At 65.5% G+C, this 16,720-nt stretch carries 14 protein-coding genes; 7 read left to right on the plus strand and 7 right to left on the minus strand.

Translation table 11 applies throughout. From position 1 onward, the window contains the following. Positions 1-151: 151 nt before the first annotated feature. Together ptsP and ACXAF3_RS10860 are read right to left on the minus strand one after the other, a co-directional pair. The gene (gene ptsP / locus ACXAF3_RS10855) at positions 152-2,416 is read right to left on the minus strand and encodes a phosphoenolpyruvate--protein phosphotransferase (RefSeq protein ID WP_475112319.1); all 2,265 of its coding nucleotides are present in this window, start codon (positions 2,414-2,416) and stop codon (positions 152-154) included. Between the two features lie 102 nt (positions 2,417-2,518). Beyond that, positions 2,519-3,028, minus strand: coding sequence for an RNA pyrophosphohydrolase (locus ACXAF3_RS10860; RefSeq protein WP_475112427.1), 510 nt, complete (start codon positions 3,026-3,028; stop codon positions 2,519-2,521). Between the two features lie 352 nt (positions 3,029-3,380). On the opposite strand from ACXAF3_RS10860, the gene ACXAF3_RS10865 reads away from it, so the two are divergent. Beyond that, entirely contained in the window at positions 3,381-4,046 is a 666-nt protein-coding gene (locus tag ACXAF3_RS10865) for a histidinol-phosphatase (protein ID WP_475112320.1), read from the plus strand. A gap of 69 nt (positions 4,047-4,115) precedes the next feature. Continuing rightward, positions 4,116-5,306, plus strand: coding sequence for an imelysin family protein (locus ACXAF3_RS10870; RefSeq protein ID WP_475112321.1), 1,191 nt, complete (start codon positions 4,116-4,118; stop codon positions 5,304-5,306). A gap of 87 nt (positions 5,307-5,393) precedes the next feature. Here the strand turns inward: ACXAF3_RS10870 and mepK are convergent, their stop codons facing one another. The 5 genes from mepK to ACXAF3_RS10895 all read right to left on the minus strand — a co-directional run bounded on the left by mepK (position 5,394) and on the right by ACXAF3_RS10895 (position 11,956). After that, positions 5,394-5,927 carry a peptidoglycan L,D-endopeptidase MepK gene (gene mepK / locus ACXAF3_RS10875; protein WP_475112322.1) on the minus strand — a complete coding sequence of 178 codons (534 nt, stop codon included), beginning with the start codon at positions 5,925-5,927 and terminating at the stop codon, positions 5,394-5,396. Positions 5,928-6,226: 299 nt separating this feature from the next. Beyond that, on the minus strand, positions 6,227-7,417 hold the full coding sequence (locus tag ACXAF3_RS10880) for a L,D-transpeptidase family protein (protein WP_475112323.1): 1,191 nt from the start codon (positions 7,415-7,417) through the stop codon (positions 6,227-6,229). Positions 7,418-7,420: 3 nt separating this feature from the next. Further along, positions 7,421-8,698, minus strand: coding sequence for a L,D-transpeptidase family protein (locus tag ACXAF3_RS10885; protein ID WP_475112324.1), 1,278 nt, complete (start codon positions 8,696-8,698; stop codon positions 7,421-7,423). 132 nt (positions 8,699-8,830) lie between these two features. Further along, positions 8,831-10,771 carry a L,D-transpeptidase family protein gene (locus tag ACXAF3_RS10890; RefSeq protein ID WP_475112325.1) on the minus strand — a complete coding sequence of 647 codons (1,941 nt, stop codon included), beginning with the start codon at positions 10,769-10,771 and terminating at the stop codon, positions 8,831-8,833. 387 nt (positions 10,772-11,158) lie between these two features. After that, a complete protein-coding gene (locus tag ACXAF3_RS10895) occupies positions 11,159-11,956 on the minus strand; it encodes an NRDE family protein (protein ID WP_475112326.1) in 798 nt (265 codons plus the stop codon). Positions 11,957-12,078: 122 nt separating this feature from the next. On the opposite strand from ACXAF3_RS10895, the gene lgt reads away from it, so the two are divergent. From lgt to ACXAF3_RS10920, 5 genes are all read left to right on the plus strand, one after another. After that, entirely contained in the window at positions 12,079-12,933 is an 855-nt protein-coding gene (lgt, locus tag ACXAF3_RS10900) for a prolipoprotein diacylglyceryl transferase (protein WP_475112327.1), read from the plus strand. 3 nt (positions 12,934-12,936) lie between these two features. Continuing rightward, on the plus strand, positions 12,937-13,770 hold the full coding sequence (locus tag ACXAF3_RS10905) for a thymidylate synthase (RefSeq protein WP_475112328.1): 834 nt from the start codon (positions 12,937-12,939) through the stop codon (positions 13,768-13,770). Between the two features lie 8 nt (positions 13,771-13,778). Further along, positions 13,779-14,291: a dihydrofolate reductase gene (locus ACXAF3_RS10910; RefSeq protein WP_475112329.1), complete on the plus strand. Its 513-nt coding sequence runs from the start codon at positions 13,779-13,781 to the stop codon at positions 14,289-14,291. A 273-nt stretch (positions 14,292-14,564) separates the two neighbouring features. Further along, entirely contained in the window at positions 14,565-15,347 is a 783-nt protein-coding gene (locus ACXAF3_RS10915) for a DUF3450 domain-containing protein (RefSeq protein ID WP_475112330.1), read from the plus strand. Then, entirely contained in the window at positions 15,344-16,714 is a 1,371-nt protein-coding gene (locus ACXAF3_RS10920) for a MotA/TolQ/ExbB proton channel family protein (protein ID WP_475112331.1), read from the plus strand. Before ACXAF3_RS10915 ends, ACXAF3_RS10920 begins: the two co-directional genes overlap by 4 nt. Positions 16,715-16,720 lie beyond the last annotated feature (6 nt).

Here is a 16,720-nt window from a genome sequence, read left to right on the forward strand (position 1 = left end):
AACCGCATCAAGGTGATCAAGCGCACGGCCTACGGATACCGGGACAACGGCTACTTCTTCCTAAAGATCAAAGCCGCGTTTCCCGGTAAAGTGCGATGAACCATAAAAAAGCCGCTGCGAAAACGCAGCGGCTTTTTTGTTTTGTCAGCGCTCACTGGCCTCCGGCAGGCTGCAACAGTGCCTTCAGGCCCAGGCGCTTCAGGTAGGCCCGTACCGTTTCCTCTATCTCCTCCGGGGTCTCCATCGCCAGAACCTGTCGCAGCAGTTTTTCCGTGTCCGCTTTGCGCACCGCGCGCAGCGTCGCCTTGACCCGCGGCAGATTGGTGGCGTTCATCGATAGTACGTCGTAGCCCATCGCCACTAGCAGCAGGGCGCCGCCGGGGTCGCCGGCCAGTTCGCCGCAGATGCCCACCTTGGTGCCGGCGGCGTGGCCGGCGCTGACGATCTCACACAGGGCGCGCAGTACCGCCGGGTGCAGCGCGTGGTAGATGTTGGCCACGCGGCTGTTGCTGCGGTCCACCGCCAGCAGATACTGGGTCAGGTCGTTGCTGCCCACCGAGATAAAATCGGCGCGCTCGGCCAGCTCGCGCGCCTGGTACACCGCCGAGGGCACCTCGATCATGATGCCGAGCGGCGGCATGGCGATGTCGAAGCCCTCCTCCACCAGCTCGCGGTGGGCGCGCTCCACCAGCCTGCGCGCTGCCTCCAGTTCACCGACGCCGGTGATCATCGGCAGCATGATACGCAGATTGTCGAGGCCGAGGCTGGCCTTCATCATCGCGCGCACCTGGGCCAGGAAGATCTCCGGGTGGTCCAGGGTCACGCGGATGCCGCGCCAGCCGAGGAAGGGGTTGGTCTCCTCGATGGGGAAGTAGGCCAGCGCCTTGTCGCCGCCGATATCCAGCGTGCGCATGGTCACCGGGCGCGGGGCGAAGGCCTGCAGCTGTTCGCGGTAGATCTCGCGCTGTTCCTCCTCCGACGGGAAGCGGTCGCGCAGCAGGAAAGGCACCTCGGTGCGGTAGAGGCCGACGCCCTCGGCGCCGCGCTCCAGGGAGCGCACCACGTCCGCCATCAGCCCGGTGTTGACCCACAGGCGCACCCGGTGGCCGTCGGCGGTCTCGCCGGGCAGGTTGGCCATATGGTCGAGGTTGCGCGCCAGCTCGCGCTCCTCGGCGACGATGCTGTCGTAGCGGCGGCGCAGTTCCGGGCCCGGGTGCACGTGTATCTCGCCGCGGTAGCCGTCGACGACGACTTCGGCGCCGTCGATGCTCTCGAAGGGCAGGTCCTGGGCCCCCATGACTGCCGGCAGTCCCATGGCGCGGGCGATAATCGCGACGTGGCTGTTGGCGGAGCCCTTCACCGACACGGCGCCAATCAGTTTTTCCCGCGGCACCTCCGCCAGTACCGCGGCGGTCAGTTCCTCGCCGATCAGGATGGTGTTGTCGGAGTAGTCGCCGCGGTTCTGCTGCTGGCTGCGCAGGTGCATCAGCACCCGCGCGCCCAGGTCGCGCACATCGGCGGCGCGGTCGCGGAAATAGGAGTCGGACATGGCTTCGAAGCGGCGCACATGTTCCAGCATCACCTCGGCCCAGGCGCGCGGCGCGCTGACCTGCTGGCGGATGCGGTCACAGACTTCGACGGCGAGGGAATTGTCGTCGAGCATGCTGATATAGGCGTCGAAGAGCGCGCGCTCCTCGCGGTTCAGGTCGCCCTTGAGGCGCTCGCCCACCTCGCGGATCTCCTCCCGCGCGCTGGCCAGGGCCTGGTGGAAGAGTTCCAGCTCCGCGTCCACATCCATACAGCAGGAGTAGGGTACCGTGGCCAGGTTGGCCTGGGGCGCGACGATATGCACGCGACCGATCGCGACGCCGGGGGAGGCGGCGATACCGCTGAACTTGGCTTCGCGCCGCTGCTGGCCGATGGCGGCCAGAGCGCCGGTGGCCTCGGCGTGGGCGATGACACCCGCCAGCTGTGCCGACAGGGTGACGAGGAAGGCCTCCTCGCCCTCGTCGAAGCGGCGCTTCTCCGCCTGCTGGACCACCAGCACGCCGAGCACTGTGCGATGGTGGATAATGGGGGTGCCGAGGAAGGCGCTGAAGCGCTCCTCGCCGGTGGCGGGGAAGTACTGGTAGGCGGGGTGTGCCTCCGCCTGCTCCAGGTTGATCGGCTCCTCGCGGGTGACCACATTGCCCACCAGGCCCTCGCCCGGCGCCAGGTGCACCTGGCCGACGGCGTCGGGGTTCAGGCCGCGGGTAGCCATCAGCACATAGTGGCCGGACTGCTTGTCGCGCAGATAGACGGAGCAGACGCGGGTGTGCATCACCTCGCGTACCCTGCGCACGATGATATCCAGCACCGCCGGCAGGTCCCGGGCCGCGTTCACTTCCTGAACAATACTGCGCAGAGATCCGAGCAAAGGCCTGTCCTCGCCATTCAACGGAGTTACTCAAACGGCCTTGACTATCAGCCCGCCGGGATTGATAGATTTTGACCGCAACAAAGCCGGCCGCGTATACGCTCAGGGTTCGCCCTGTTCGCGCAGCCAGCGCCTTTCCAATTGTATTTGCTGCGGGGCCAGTTCGGTCAGCGCGCGCCGGTACACCTCGCGCTTGAAGGTCACCACCTTGCTGAGTGGGTGCCAGTAGCTCACCCAGCGCCAGTGGTCGAATTCCGGTTTATAGCCATTATTGAAGCTGATCGAGCTCTCCGGCGCCTCCAGCTTGAGCAGATACCACTTCTGCTTCTGCCCGATGCACAGCGGCTCGGAGCGCCGCCGGATCAGGCGCTGGGGGAGTCGATAGCGCAGCCAGCCGCGGGTGCAGGCGATCAGGCTCACCTGGTCCCGGGTCAGGCCTATTTCCTCGTACAGCTCCCGGTAGAGCGCCTGCTCCGGGGATTCGCCCGGATTGATACCGCCCTGGGGAAACTGCCAGGCGTCCTTGCCGCCCACCCGCCTCGCCCACAGCGCCTGACCGCGGGCGTTCAGCACAATGATGCCGACATTGGGGCGAAAGCCCTCGGCGTCGATATTGCTGTTGTCGTCACCGCCTCCCCGGTTTTTGCGTTTGTCGCCGGGGTTGGCGGTGCGGTTTGGCTGTCTGGCGGACTTGCGGCGGTTCTTTCGCCCGGCTTGCGCTGGCTTGCCGTCGCCCAAAATACCGTCCTCTAATTCTGTTGCGCGCGGCCGACCGCCGCGCCTGCTTGTTCCGCATTGTTCCACAGCGGGGGCCATTCCGGCAATTCGGAGCCGTCCAGCGTGAATTGGTCGGTGTGATGCGCGCGCCGGCGGGGTAAAATTGCCCGCCGCGCCGCTTGCGCCGGCGCGGCGGCAGGATTCGATGCGGCGCCTGTTGGCGCCTATAGTTACAGAGGGGTGCGCGGTGCATCTGGCAATTTTCGATCTCGACAACACGCTGATCGGCGGCGACAGCGACCACGCCTGGGGCGAGTTTCTGGTGGAGCGCGAACACGTCGACGGCGAGCGCTACCGCGCCGAAAACGACCGCTTCTATCGGGAATACCAGCGCGGTGAGCTGGATATCTTCGCCTACCTGGAGTTCGCCCTGGAGCCGCTGGCGCAGCTGTCCCGCGGCCAGCTCGAGAATCTGCAGCGGGAGTTTATGCAGGAGGTGATCAGCGAGATCTGGCTGCCGCGCGCGGAAGCCTTGATCGACCGGCATCGCCGAGACGGTCACCACATCATGATCATCACCGCCACCAACCGCTTCGTGGTGGAACCCATCGCGGCGCGCCTGGGAGTGGACACGCTGCTGGCGACGGAGCCGGAACAGGTGGACGGGCGCTTCACCGGGCGGGTGGTGGGGGAACCCTGCTACCAGGGCGGCAAGGTGCTGCGCCTGCGCCAGTGGCTGGCGCACAACCCCGAGTACGCCGGTGGGGAGAAGTGGTTTTACAGCGATTCCATCAACGACCTGCCGCTGTTGCAGCAGGTGGAACACCCGGTGGCCGTGGATCCGGACGCGCGCCTGCGCGCCGAAGCGGAGGCGCGCGGCTGGCCGGTGATCAGCCTGCGCGACGGCGATTGAGGCGGCGCGCAGGCCGGCGAGGGCACATCCCTGTGCCGCATTGCGAGTGAGAAACTTTCGGGGGATCTAGTGAGCGGAAATAGGATTCGGCGCGGAAAACTGGTACTGCTGCTTGCGCTGCTGGCGGGGCTTGCGGCCTGTGAGCAGAAGCGCGTGGAGCAGCCGCCGGAGGCGCAGCGGCCGGTCGCCAGGGCGATCGACGGACAGGCGGCGGAGGCGCTGACCCGGGCCATCTGGCAGGCCGGCGAGGCCCAGGTGATCGACGCCCAGGCCGCGATTGCGGGGCTGGAAAGCGCGCTGACCACCCTGCTCGAGCGGCCCAGTGAAGACCACCTGGAGGCGGCCAAGGTGGCCTGGCTGGAGGCGCACCGCGAGTTCGCCGCGACCCTGCCCTATATCGCAGTGGCCTTCGCCCCGGCGGAACTGGGCGACCAGGGCCGCCAGCTGCTGCTGGCCCTGGACACCTGGCCGGCGCAGCCGGGCTATCTGGATACCGTGCCGGGCTACTCGGACAGCGGCATCGTCAACGACACCGCCATTGAGCTGACCCTGGCCAACCTGCGCAAGCAGCACCGCCTGACCGCCCACGAGGAGGCCAGCACCGGCTTTCACGCGATGGAGGTCATGCTCTGGGGCCCCACCGGAGAGCGCAGCGCGGCACAGTTCAATCCCGCCAGCGAGGGTGAAAAACCGGAGGCGCTGTCGGCGAACCGCCGCCGCGAGTTGACCCGCCTGATCGGCCGCGGCATGGCGGAGGATATAGACGGATTGGCGCGCCGCTGGCCCGCCGGGGCCAACGATCTGTCGCGCCACTTCCTGGCGCTCGGCCCGGCCGCGCGCCTGCAGCAGATCCGCGCCGCGCATATCCGTTTGCTGGACGAAGAGCTGCTGCGGCGCCTGCCGGAGAGTTCCGAGAGCGATGTCGAGAGCGGCCGCGCGGCGGACTCCAAACAGGCGCTGTTGGCGGCACTCGCGAGCCTGCGGGCCAATTGGGTGCCGCAGGAGGGCGGCGGCCTGGCCGAGCTGCTGCTGGACCGCCACCAGGTCAACGCGCTGAGCCAGACCTTCGCCGAGCTGGAGGCGCTGCTGCTGAAGATGGAGGATCCGATGGAACTGGCGGAGCTGCCACAGCTGGCGCGGGCGCGCGAACTGCTCGAACAGCTGGCCGGGCTGATGGCCGGCACCGCGCAGGTGCCGGTGGCGGAGGAGGATATGACGCCGGTCAGCCTGCCGCTGGACGGCGAACAACCCGGCCGGTAAACCCCGCCGGGGAAATAAAAAGGCCGCCGGATCTCTCCGGCGGCCTTTTTTGTTGCCGGGCGGCGCGGGGCCGCCTGTCGGCACCCGTTACCAGCGGCGAACCGGGCCGGTATCCACGTGCACGAAGTTGCTCTTCGGGTAGTAACCCACGCCGCCCGCTTTCAGTTCCAGCGCGGCCTTGCGCAGCTTGGACAGCGGCACACCCGGCATGCGGATATCCAGTGCCATACCGCGGGTGTGGTAGCTGCGGCGGGCGACGCCGCGGCCGGCGGCGCGCAGCTTGGCGTTGGTCTTCTCTGAACGGTAACCGGAGATGATCTCGATCTCGCCGTTAAAGTTCAGCTTCTCCTTCAGCTTGTACACTATATCGAACAGCTTCGGGTCCATACGCGTCACCTCGTTGGCGCGGTGGTCGCGCAGCAGTCGGTTGAACTGCTTGAGGCCGCTGCCCAGGTAGTCGCCATCCGCCCAGTAAGCGGCGCTCAGCCTCTCCCCGGTGTGCAGGTTGCGCATTTTCAGGGTGCGGGATTTACCCACTTTTGCGAAAGTCGGTCCGGCGCTGACCGCCGCCGCAGTTGCGCAGGTCACTGCCAGGAATCGACGTCTGGATGGATTCTTCATACCTGTCTCCGCCTCGTCGGAAGTATCTCGTCTTTGCCCTTTGCGGCGCCCGGCGCCGCTGAGGACGAGAGGAAATGTACAAAAAATAACCGGTGGTTACAAACTGATCTGTGCTCATTCGCAAATAATCGAAGCGGCGGGCTGGTATTTTGTTTCCCTGTGAACTATGCCGCCGACCGAATTACAGGGATTCGCGGCAATCACCCGCGGATATTGCGAGACAGCGTTGTCATCTGCGGGCGCGATACTGAAAAATAATTTTTCTGTGACTGCTTGGTTTTAATTTGTCCCGAATCTGGCTAGTCCCGGCCGGAAGGTGTATCCCGCCGATAGATATCGCGGCGGAACTGCGGCCGCCCGTCCTTATCCACCCAGGCGGTCATATAGACGATATAGAGGCGCGGCGGCCGCTTTACCCTGATATTGACCGTTTCGTCGCCGGTGGTGGCCCGCGCCACCCTGGTTCTGTCCCAGCCCTGCGGGGCCAGCAGTGCATAGGCCAGTTCCTCCGGGTGCTGCAGGCGCACGCAGCCGTGGCTGAAGGCGCGCTCGCGCCGTAGAAACAGGCTCTGGGCCTGGGTGTCGTGCAGGAAGATCGCCTGGCGGTTCGGGATCACGAACTTGACCCGCCCCAGGGAATTGCCGGGGCCGCCGATCTGGCGCAGGGTGGCGTCGCCGTGGGCGGCGCGCGCCAGGCCGTCGGCGGAGATCGGGGTGGTAGTGCCGCTGCCGTAGTTGACCACGCGGTAGCCGCGCCGGTGCATGGCCTCGGGGTTGTGGCGCGCTTTCGGCAGCATATCGGTCAACAGGACGCTGCGCGGCACAGTCCAGGTGGGGTTGAACACTATATTGGTCACGCGGCTGCGCAGGTTCGGCGTGCGGCTGCTGGTCTTGCCCACCACGGTTTTCATGCTGAGCCGGACCAGGCCCTTTTCCACCAGCTGCAGGCGGTAGTCGGGCACATTGATCAGCACATAGCGGTCCTCCCTCGGCACGGAAAACTTGCCCCAGCGCCCGGCGTTGAGTTCCAGCTGGCGCGCCCGCTCCTGCGGCGGCACCGCCAGCGCGGCCAGGGTGTCGGCCGCGGCGATACCGGTGGGTTCGAGACCGTGGCGGCGCTGGTAGTTCTCGACCGCCCGCTGCAGGGCGCTGTCGAAGCGCTGCGGATCGCCTTCGGCGGTGCCGATCGGGCCGGGCAGTCCGCGGTAGTCGCCGTAGAGCTTGAGCAGCTCGCGCAGCTGCGCCACCCGCTGGCCCCTGTCCCCGGCGCGCAGCGGGCCGCCGGCGGCCAGGGGGCGCCAGTCCCGCGCCAGTGCGCGGTAGCGGTCGGCCGCGGCGCGCAACTGGGCGCTGGTTTGAGCCGGATCCAGGGCCGGCTGCGGTTGCGGCGCGCGCGCAAAGGCCGCCAGCGACAGGTTCGCCGCCAGTGCCAGGCCCGCCAGCGGTGCTATCCAGCGGTGCGCGCGGCGAATGGCGCTGCTGCCCGGCATCGTTCACTCCGGCGCCCGGCCCCGGCCGTCGGCGCCGTCCGCTGCGCCGTCGCGGCCGTAGATATCGGGGCGGAATTGCAGCAGGCCGTCGTCGTCGACCCAGGCGGTCCAGTAGGTGATATACACCGGGATCGGCTCTTTCAGCGCCACGCCGTAGGTGCGGCTGCTCTGCAGCGCGCGCTCGATACGCGCGTCGCTCCAGCCGTTCTGCCGCGCCAACATCAGGCGCGCGAACTCCAGCGGCTTCTCCAGGCGGATGCAGCCGTGGCTGAAGGCGCGCTGGCTGCGTTTGAACAGGTGCTTGCTGTTGGTGTCGTGCAGGAAGATGGCCTCGCGGTTTGGGATCACGAACTTGACCCGCCCGAGCGCATTGCCGGGGCCGCCCTTCTGCTGCAGCGTGACCTTGCCGCGGCGGACGGCGGCCACATTGCCGCGGGTGAAGGGTACGGCCCTGCCGCTGTGGTTGACCAGGCGGTAGCCGTTGGCGCTGAGGTCGGCGCTGCCCTTTGGCAGCAGCTCGCGCAGGGCGATGCTCGGCGGCACCCGCCACACCGGGTTGAACACCACGCGGGTCATGCGCGTGGCCAGCATTGGCGTCTTGTGTTTCGGCTTGCCCACGACCACGCGCATGCGGAACGCCTCCCTGTCGCCGTCCACCAGGCGCAGGCTGAAGTCGGGGATATTGACCAGTATGTAGCGCGGCCCCAGGTCCTTGGGCAGTTGTTCCCAGCGCGCCAGGTTCGCCGACAGGGTCCGCGCCAGTTCGGCCGGGCTGACATTCAGGCGCGCGCGGGTGCGCTCGTCCACCAGCCCGTCCGCCTTGAGTCCGTGGCGGCGCTGGAAGCGGCGCACGGCTTGCTGCAGGCGCTGGTCGTAGACATCCGCCGCGCGGCTCTCGTCGGCGTGGTCATCCAGCCGGTAGTCGCCGTACTGCATCAGCAGGCTGCGCAGCTGTCTGACCCTCGGGTCGCGCACACCCGGCGCCAGGGGCTGACCGGCGTCCAGCGGCCGCCAGTGGTCGCCGGCGGCCAGTGCGCGGTAGCGCGCCAGCTCCTCGCGCATGGACGCGTATTGCCGGCCGTAAGGCGTATAGGGGTCGCTGGCATCTATCGCGGTGGGTGCGGCGGTCCCCTGGGCCGAATCCCGGGGTTCCGCACCGGCGCCGGGCAGTTCCAGCGCCAGCGCCAGCGCCAGCACTAGGGCGCTGCAGTGGCGGCCGCCACTGCCGCCGTGTGCACGGTCTGTATCGGGAAGTGTGTGAAGCCGGTTGCCGCCACCCATAGGTCACCCCTGTAAGCAAGACGATGGGTCTTGCCTTCATTGGTAAGCTGCGGGGTCCCGGGGGCGAAATACCTTAAGGGAATATGGGGCTGCGGTTGGCGACCGGCGGCGCTGGCCGCCAACCGTCTCGGATCACCGCCGGTTGGCCTCCAGACCGTCCTTGCCGTAGATATCCGGGCGGAAGTTCAGGCGCCCCTGACCGTCGACCCAGGCGGTCCAGTAGGTGATGTAGACCTTGACCTTCTGTGTCAGCTTGACCTCGGTGGTCTCGTCGCCGACTGTCAGCTGGTCTATACGCCACTGGTCCCAGTCGCCCTCCGGGCGCAGCAGGGCCTCGGCCAGGTGGCGGGGCTTCTCCAGGCGTATGCAGCCGTGGCTGTAGTCGCGGTTGGTGAGCGAGAAGAGGCTGCGGGCGCGGGTGTCGTGCAGGTAGATGTCGTGCTTGTTCGGTATTTCGAACTTGACCCGGCCGAGGATATTGTCCTCGCCGCCCATCTGGCGCATCAGGAAGGAGCCGGCGCCGGCGGCGGACAGGTTCTTCGGCGTCAGGGGCAGGTGTTCGCCGCTGCCGCTGACCACCCGGTAGCCCATATTTTCCATACCGCTGGGGTTGGAGCGGGCCTTCGGCAGTATCTCGTTGACGAGGATGCTGCGCGGCACTGTCCAGGTGGGATTGAAGACCACCTTGCTGACGCGGGTGGTGATCTCCGGCGTGGCGTGAATCTTCTTGCCGACCACGACGTTCATCGACAGCTTGACCCTGTCGTCCTCCACATAGTGCAGGCGGTATTCCGGCACATTGACCTGGATAAAGCGGCTGCCCAGGTTCGCCGGCAACTGCTCGCGGCGGCGGATATTGATCTCGACGATCTGCGCGCGCGCGGCCGGCGACAGGTTCAGGCGTTTGCGGGTCTCGCGCCCGACGATACCGTCCGCCTTCAGGCCGTGGCGCTGCTGGAAACGCAGCACCGCCTCGTGCAGGCGCCGGTCGAACCTGTCGCTGTTGGGCTCGCCGCCGTAGCTGTAGTAGTCGCCGTAGAGCGACAGCATGTTGCGCAGCAGGGCCACGTGGGGGTGGCGTGCGCCTATGGTCATGGCGGGCCCTGGAGGCAGGGGGCGCCAGCGGCCGCTGGCGGAGATGGCGCGCAGCCGCGCCAGCTCCTCGCGCAGCGCGTAGGCGTCGCCGCCGTAGGGGGTGCTCTCCTCGATATAGGGGCCCTCGCCGTGGTCCGGTGCGCGCCCGGCCTGCGGCAGGCCGCCGTTGTCCTGGTTGCGGTAGTAGCCGCGGTTGACGGTGCGCGGCGGCAGGGCCCCGCGACCGTAGTAGTTGCGACCGTTGTAGGTGCGGTTGTTGTAGCCGCGGTTACCCCAGGATGAATAGTGGCGCGAGCGGTCTGTGTTGTAGTCGCGCGCATAGTAGCGGCTGCGGCTGTTGTCGGTCGCGCCGGCGCGGTTGTAGCCGCGGAAGTACTTGCGCCCGCTCGGGTGTTTGTCTGCCTGTCGCGGCGATGGCAGTCCTACCAGTTGAAAACCTCCCTCGGCGCGGTAGACCGGGGTAATATCCCGGGGAGGGCGACGCTTGGGGTTGATCTTGTCCAGCCGGGTGTCCTGGGCGTAGGACACGAAGGCGTCGGTCAGCAGTACGTCGAGCACCGCGGCCATCTGCAGCCTCTGCGGCGTGTCGCGCAGGGTGCGGTCGAAGTAGCCCAGGTGGTAGCGGTAGTCCACCATACTGCTGGGGTTGCCGGAACTGGCCGCGGTGAGCTGCTTGAGCAGGTCGTTGGCGGTGTCGCTGAGGCTGTAGTTGTCGAACCACAGCAGCCGGTAGTCGGTGCGCTGGTAGATGCGGCGCACTGCGGCGGGGTTGAAAATCGGGTCCTGTGCCGGCCAGGCGTCCGGGTTCTCCTCCAGCCAGTAGATCAGGTGGGGGCGCACGGCGTTTTCCGGCAGCACCGGCACCGTTTTCTGGTTGGCGGTAAAGGCGTAGTAAAGGGCAAAGACACACAGGCTGCCGAGAGTCAGCAGTGGCAGCAGCGGTTTGCGTTTGCGGCGCTCTGGGTTGAAATACGACATGGTACCTCAGCGATACTGCAGGGACCCGGTGTTGTCTGATGAAACGCCGGGCGCCAGATCGTTCATACCTTCCCAACCTGTGGCGAGCCGGTCCTGTTGTTCGTCGATAGTTACCGACGGCCCGCCCGTGTCATGCGTCCCGCGCGACCTTCCTTTATATAGACTGTTACCGGCGGCGCGATTGCGCGTAACTCAACCAATCCCAGTCTGTGAAAGTAAGTATGGCAACAAATGCGGAATTTGCTTGGCGCTTGTTTCCTCTTACATTAAGCGTGGGCGGATTTCTGTGACCGGTAGGTCCCGGCGCCGGGTGGGCGTTGGCCGCGCAGCCAAAGCCGAGTAGCGAGTTGCGCGGAAGAAAGTCGTGTAGAAAGCCGCGGGAGTCCCTCAATCGAGGCGGAAGTGGCGCAGCGGTGCCAGCGGCCGGCCGGCTTTATAGCTCTGCTCCCACAGCTGGCTGACACCGCGGCGATCGACCGCGATCAGGGTGCTGGCGCGGGTGCCGTAGCCGCCGGGGGCGGGGAGGTCGCCGGGCTCCAGCGCAACGAACAGCGGCGACAGGGCCTGTTCGAGGCGCGGGCCGACGCCGGTGTCCGGCAGCTGCGACACGGGTGCCGGCGTTCTGTCCCGCAGCAGCGCCAGTGCCGGGCGCACGAAATTCTGCGCGTCCAGCGGTCCGTCGATACCCCGCAGCAGCTGCGCGATGCCGGCCTTGCCCTTTGCGACTTTGGGCCAGGGGGCGTCCGGTGCGCCATTGGAGATGCCGTGCACGCCGGCGCTGAACGCGAAGGGCCGGTGCCGGTTGCCGGCGCAGACCAGTTCCGGCTCGGCGCCCAGATGAAACAGCAGCGCGTTGAAACCGCGGTAGCGGTCGGCCTCTAGTTCGCCGGCAAACTGCGATGGTGAAGCGGTGTCGCACAGGAAGTCGCGCGGAATACTGCCGCGGGACTGCGGCTCCGGCGGCGCCGGCCGCCCCGGTTCGCGGATATTGGTCACCGCGGCCACGCGGCCGCGGGCCATGCCGGCCCAGGTGCCGCCGGCCTGCAGGTCGCGGCCAGCCACCAGCTTCCCGTTCTCCCAGGGCGCGGCCGGGGCGCTGGGTCTGTCGTAAAACTCATCCCGGTTGGCCAGCAGCAACAGCGGGTATTCGGGGTGACAGCGGTAGGCGAACAGCAGTAGGCACATGGGGGAACGATGAAATATGAATGATGAATGACGAATAGTACGGGATCGGTGGCTAATTCATCATTCATCATTCATCTTTCATCATTCATAATGGCGCCAGTTTCGAAAGGCCGTGAATTCCGATGATTCCATACCCCGAAATAGATCCCGTAGCCGTCGCCATTGGTCCGCTGAAAGTGCACTGGTACGGGCTCATGTACCTGGCCGGCTTCGTCGCCGCCTGGTGGCTGGCGCTGCGGCGCAGTGCCAAGCCCTGGTCGCCGGTGATCAAGTCCGAGGTGGAAGACCTGATCCTCTACTGCGCCATCGGTGTCGTGGTCGGCGGTCGGCTCGGTTACATGTTCTTTTACAACTTCCCGCAGCTGCTCGAAGACCCGCTGTCGCTGCTCAGGGTCTGGGAGGGCGGTATGAGCTTTCACGGCGGCCTGATCGGCGTGATGCTGGCCGCGACCCTCTACGCGCGCAAGATAGGCACCACCTTCCCGGCGCTGATCGATTTCGTCGCGCCGCTGGTGCCCATCGGCCTGGGGCTCGGCCGCATCGGCAACTTTATCGGCCAGGAACTCTGGGGCAGGCCCACCGACGCCCCCTGGGGCATGGTGTTCCCGCGGGATCCGGAACTGCTGGTGCGCCATCCGTCGCAGCTGTACCAGGCCTTTCTCGAGGGATTGGTGCTGTTCGCGGTGCTGTGGTGGTTCTCCAGCAAGCCGCGCCCGCGCCTCGCGGTCGGCGGTCTTTTCGTGCTGCTGTACGGCATCTTCCGCTTCCTGGTGGAGTTTGTGCGCGAGCCGGACGGCCATATCGGTTTCGACCTGTTCGGCTGGATGACCCGCGGCCAGCTGTTGAGCCTGCCGATGATCGCCGCCGGCATAATCCTGCTGGTGTGGAGTTACCGCACCCAGCCGCTGCCCGAGGGGCGGGGTGACAAGGGGCGCGCCAAAGGCAAGCGCGCCGAACAGGCAAAAGGGGGAGCCTGACAGATGAAGCAGTATCTCGATCTGATGCGCCATGTGCGCGACAACGGCACCCGCAAGAGCGACCGCACCGGCACCGGCACCCTGAGCGTGTTCGGCTACCAGATGCGCTTCGATCTGGCTGAGGGTTTCCCGCTGGTCACGACCAAGAAGTGCCACCTGCGCTCGATTGTGCACGAGCTGCTGTGGTTCCTGCGCGGCGATACCAATATCGCCTACCTGAAGGAGCACGGGGTGCGTATCTGGGACGAGTGGGCCACGGAAGAGGGTGACCTAGGCCCCGTATACGGTCAGCAGTGGCGCTCCTGGCCGACGCCGGACGGCCGCCATATCGATCAGATAGCGCAGCTGCTCGATCAGCTGAAACACCGCCCGGATTCCCGCCGCCTGATCGTCAGTGCCTGGAACCCGGCCGACCTGCCGGACGAGGGGCTGTCGCCGCAGGCGAATGCGGCCGCCGGGCGCATGGCGCTGGCGCCCTGTCACGCGCTGTTCCAGTTCTATGTGGCCGACGGCAAGCTGTCCTGTCAGCTGTACCAGCGCAGCGCCGATATCTTCCTCGGCGTGCCGTTCAATATCGCCTCCTACAGTCTGCTGACACTGATGATTGCGCAGGTGTGCGGCCTGAAGCCGGGGGAGTTTATCCACACCTTCGGCGACGCCCACCTCTACTCCAATCATCTGCAGCAGGTGGAGGAGCAGCTCTCCCGGGAGCCGCTGCCGCTGCCGCAGATGCACCTGAACCCGGAGGTGACCGACCTGTTCGCCTTCCGCTACGAGGACTTCGAGCTGCACGGCTATGAGGCACACCCGCATATCCCGGCGCCGGTGGCGGTGTAGGCTTATAGATGAAAGACGTTCCAATCGCGCTGATCGCCGCCGTGGCGCGCAACGGCGCCATAGGCCGCGACAACACCCTGCCGTGGCGCCTGTCCGGCGACCTGCAGTTCTTCAAGCGCACCACCCTGGGCAAGCCGGTGGTGATGGGGCGCAAGACCTACGAATCCATCGGCAGGCCCCTGCCCGGGCGGGTCAACATTGTGATCACCCGCAACCCCGAGTGGCGCGCCGAAGGGGTAGAGCCTGTGCCGTCGCTGGAGTGCGCGCTGCAGAGGGCGCGGGCCTGTGCCGTCGAGTCTGGGGCCGCGGAGGTGATGGTGATTGGCGGTGCGCAGATATACCGCCAGGCGCTGCCGCTGGCTGCGCGCCTCTACGTCACCGAAGTGGACGCCGACGTGGATGGCGACGCTTTCTTCCCCGAGATTGATGACTGCTGGGGGGAGGTCAGCCGGCAGCGCTGCCCGGCGTCGGACAGGGATGAATACAGCTACTGCTTAGTTCAGTACGACAGGTTGAAATAAAAACAATTTGATCAAAAACAGAGCAATCTGTTAGATTCCACCACTGCTGGCACAGGATACACCGCTTCAAATGTGTGTATGTGCCCCGAATTTGTTACCTGGTTGTTACCTTGCTACTCACTCGGGGCGCCACTGTCAATCTGCATTTGAATAATCAAAGCGGCTGTTTACAATGTGCGGCTCTTAGCTGTCTTCACATCAAAAGCATACCGCGTTGTGGCAGCTAACTCATCGCGACCATGTTGTGAAATATTGAACCCACTGGGGGGTCTAATGAAAACCAAGCGATTCATGGCTGTGGCGCTGACCACTGCGCTGTCTGCCGGCGCACTCTACGGCAGCGTAGCCACTGCGGATACTCTCGATAACGTCCTCAAAGTCGGCCAGCAGAAGACCTCTGCGGCCCAGGCTTCTCAGAAGCGTATCGACAAGATTGCCGAGGAAACCAGCAGCCTGCTGCAGGACTTCAAGGTAGTCAACAAAGAGATCGACGGTCTGCGCGTATACAACCGTCAGTTGGAGAAGCAACTGGCCAATCAGCTCGCCGTTATCAAGGAGCTGGACGAATCCATTGAAAACGTCACCGTGATTGAGCGTCAGATCCAGCCGCTGATCCTGCGTATGCTGGAAGGTCTGGAGCAGTTCGTGGAGCTGGACGCGCCCTTCAAACTGGAAGAGCGTATGGCCAACCTCGAAAGCGTTAAGAACAACATGGACCGCTCCGATATCACTGTAGCGGAGAAGTTCCGCCAGGTTCTGGAGCTGTACAACTTCGAAGCCGAATACGCGCGCAAGATCGACAGCTACAGCGACACCCTGAACGTGAACGGTCAGGATCGCGAAGTAAACGTACTGCAGATCGGCCGTATCGCCCTGCTGGCCCAGACCACCGACTCCAAGATCTCCCTGGCCTACGACAAAGACCAGAAAGCCTGGGTTGAGATCGACTCCGGCGAATACCGCCGCGCCCTGATGAACGGCCTGAAAATCGCCAAGAAGCAGGCCACTATCGACATCATGACCATGCCGATTCCGGCTCCGGAGGCAGCGCAATGAAAACCTCTATCGCCAAACGCGTACTAGTAGCAGCAGCGGCTGGCCTGATCAGTGTCTCCGCCGTTGCCCAGGACAAGGCCACTTCCCTGGACCAGTTGCTGAAGATGGTTCAGCAGTCCAAGATCGCCGAATCCAAAGAGCACAAGCAGCGCGAAGCTGAGTTCCGTCGCCAGAAGGCCAACCAGCAGGCTCTGCTGAATCAGGCCAAGAACACCCGCGCCGCCGAAGAGGCGCGCTCCGAGCGCCTGGAACAGAAGTACCAGGAACAGGAAGTGCTGGTGCAGCAGAAGCGCCAACAGCTGGACGAGCGCCTCGGCTCTCTGAAAGAGCTGTTCGGTCACCTGACCTCCACCGCCGGCGACCTGCGCGCCAACATCGACACCTCCCTGGTGTCCGCCCAGTATCCGGGCCGCACCGAGTTTATCGACTCCCTGATCGACAAGATGAACTCCGCCACCAAGCTGCCGACCATCGAGGAGATCGAGCGCCTGTGGTTCGAGCTGCAGCGTGAGACCGTCGAGTCCGGCAAGGTGGTCAAGTTCACCGGCACCGTGATCAAGCCCGACGGCGAGCAGGTCGAGCAGGAAATCGTGCGCGTTGGTAACTTCAACCTGGTTTCCGACGGCAAGTACCTGGAGATGAACGACGCCCACAAGATGGCCGAGCTGATTCGCCAGCCCGATGGCAAGTACCTGAAGATGGCCGAGAATCTGCAGAGCGCCACCTCCGGCTTCACCGCTTTCGGTGTTGATCCGACCGGCCCGACCGGCGGCTCCTACCTGAAGGCGATGATCAACAGCCCGAGCCTTGTCGAGCGCTGGCATCAGGGTGGCCCGGTTGGCTACATCATCACCGCTGTCGGTGTATTCGCGATGCTGCTGGCCATCTTCCGCCTGATCGTTCTGTCCGGCGTAAGCGCCAAGGTGAACGCCCAGCTGCGCTCCTCCAGCCCGAACACCAACAACCCGCTGGGTCGCGTTCTGGCCGTTGCCGAAGAGAACAAGGGTATCGACGGCGAAACTCTGGAGCTGAAGATGGAAGAGGCGGTACTGAAAGAGCGCCCGGCCATCGAGTCCGGCCTGAACCTGCTGAAGATCATCGCCATGGTGGCCCCGCTGCTGGGTCTGCTGGGTACCGTGACCGGTATGATCATCACCTTCCAGGCGATCACCATCTTCGGCGCCGGCGATCCGAAAGCCATGGCGGGCGGTATCTCCTCCGCACTGGTAACCACCGTTCTGGGTCTGTGTGTCGCCATCCCGACCGTACTGATGCACACCATCGTGAACGGCCGCGCCAAGCGTATCCTGCACATCCTCGACGAGCAGAGTGCCGGTATCGTGGCGGAAAACGCCGAGCGTAAATAAGAGGAG

The organism is Microbulbifer sp. ABF4_143 (assembly GCF_056160225.1).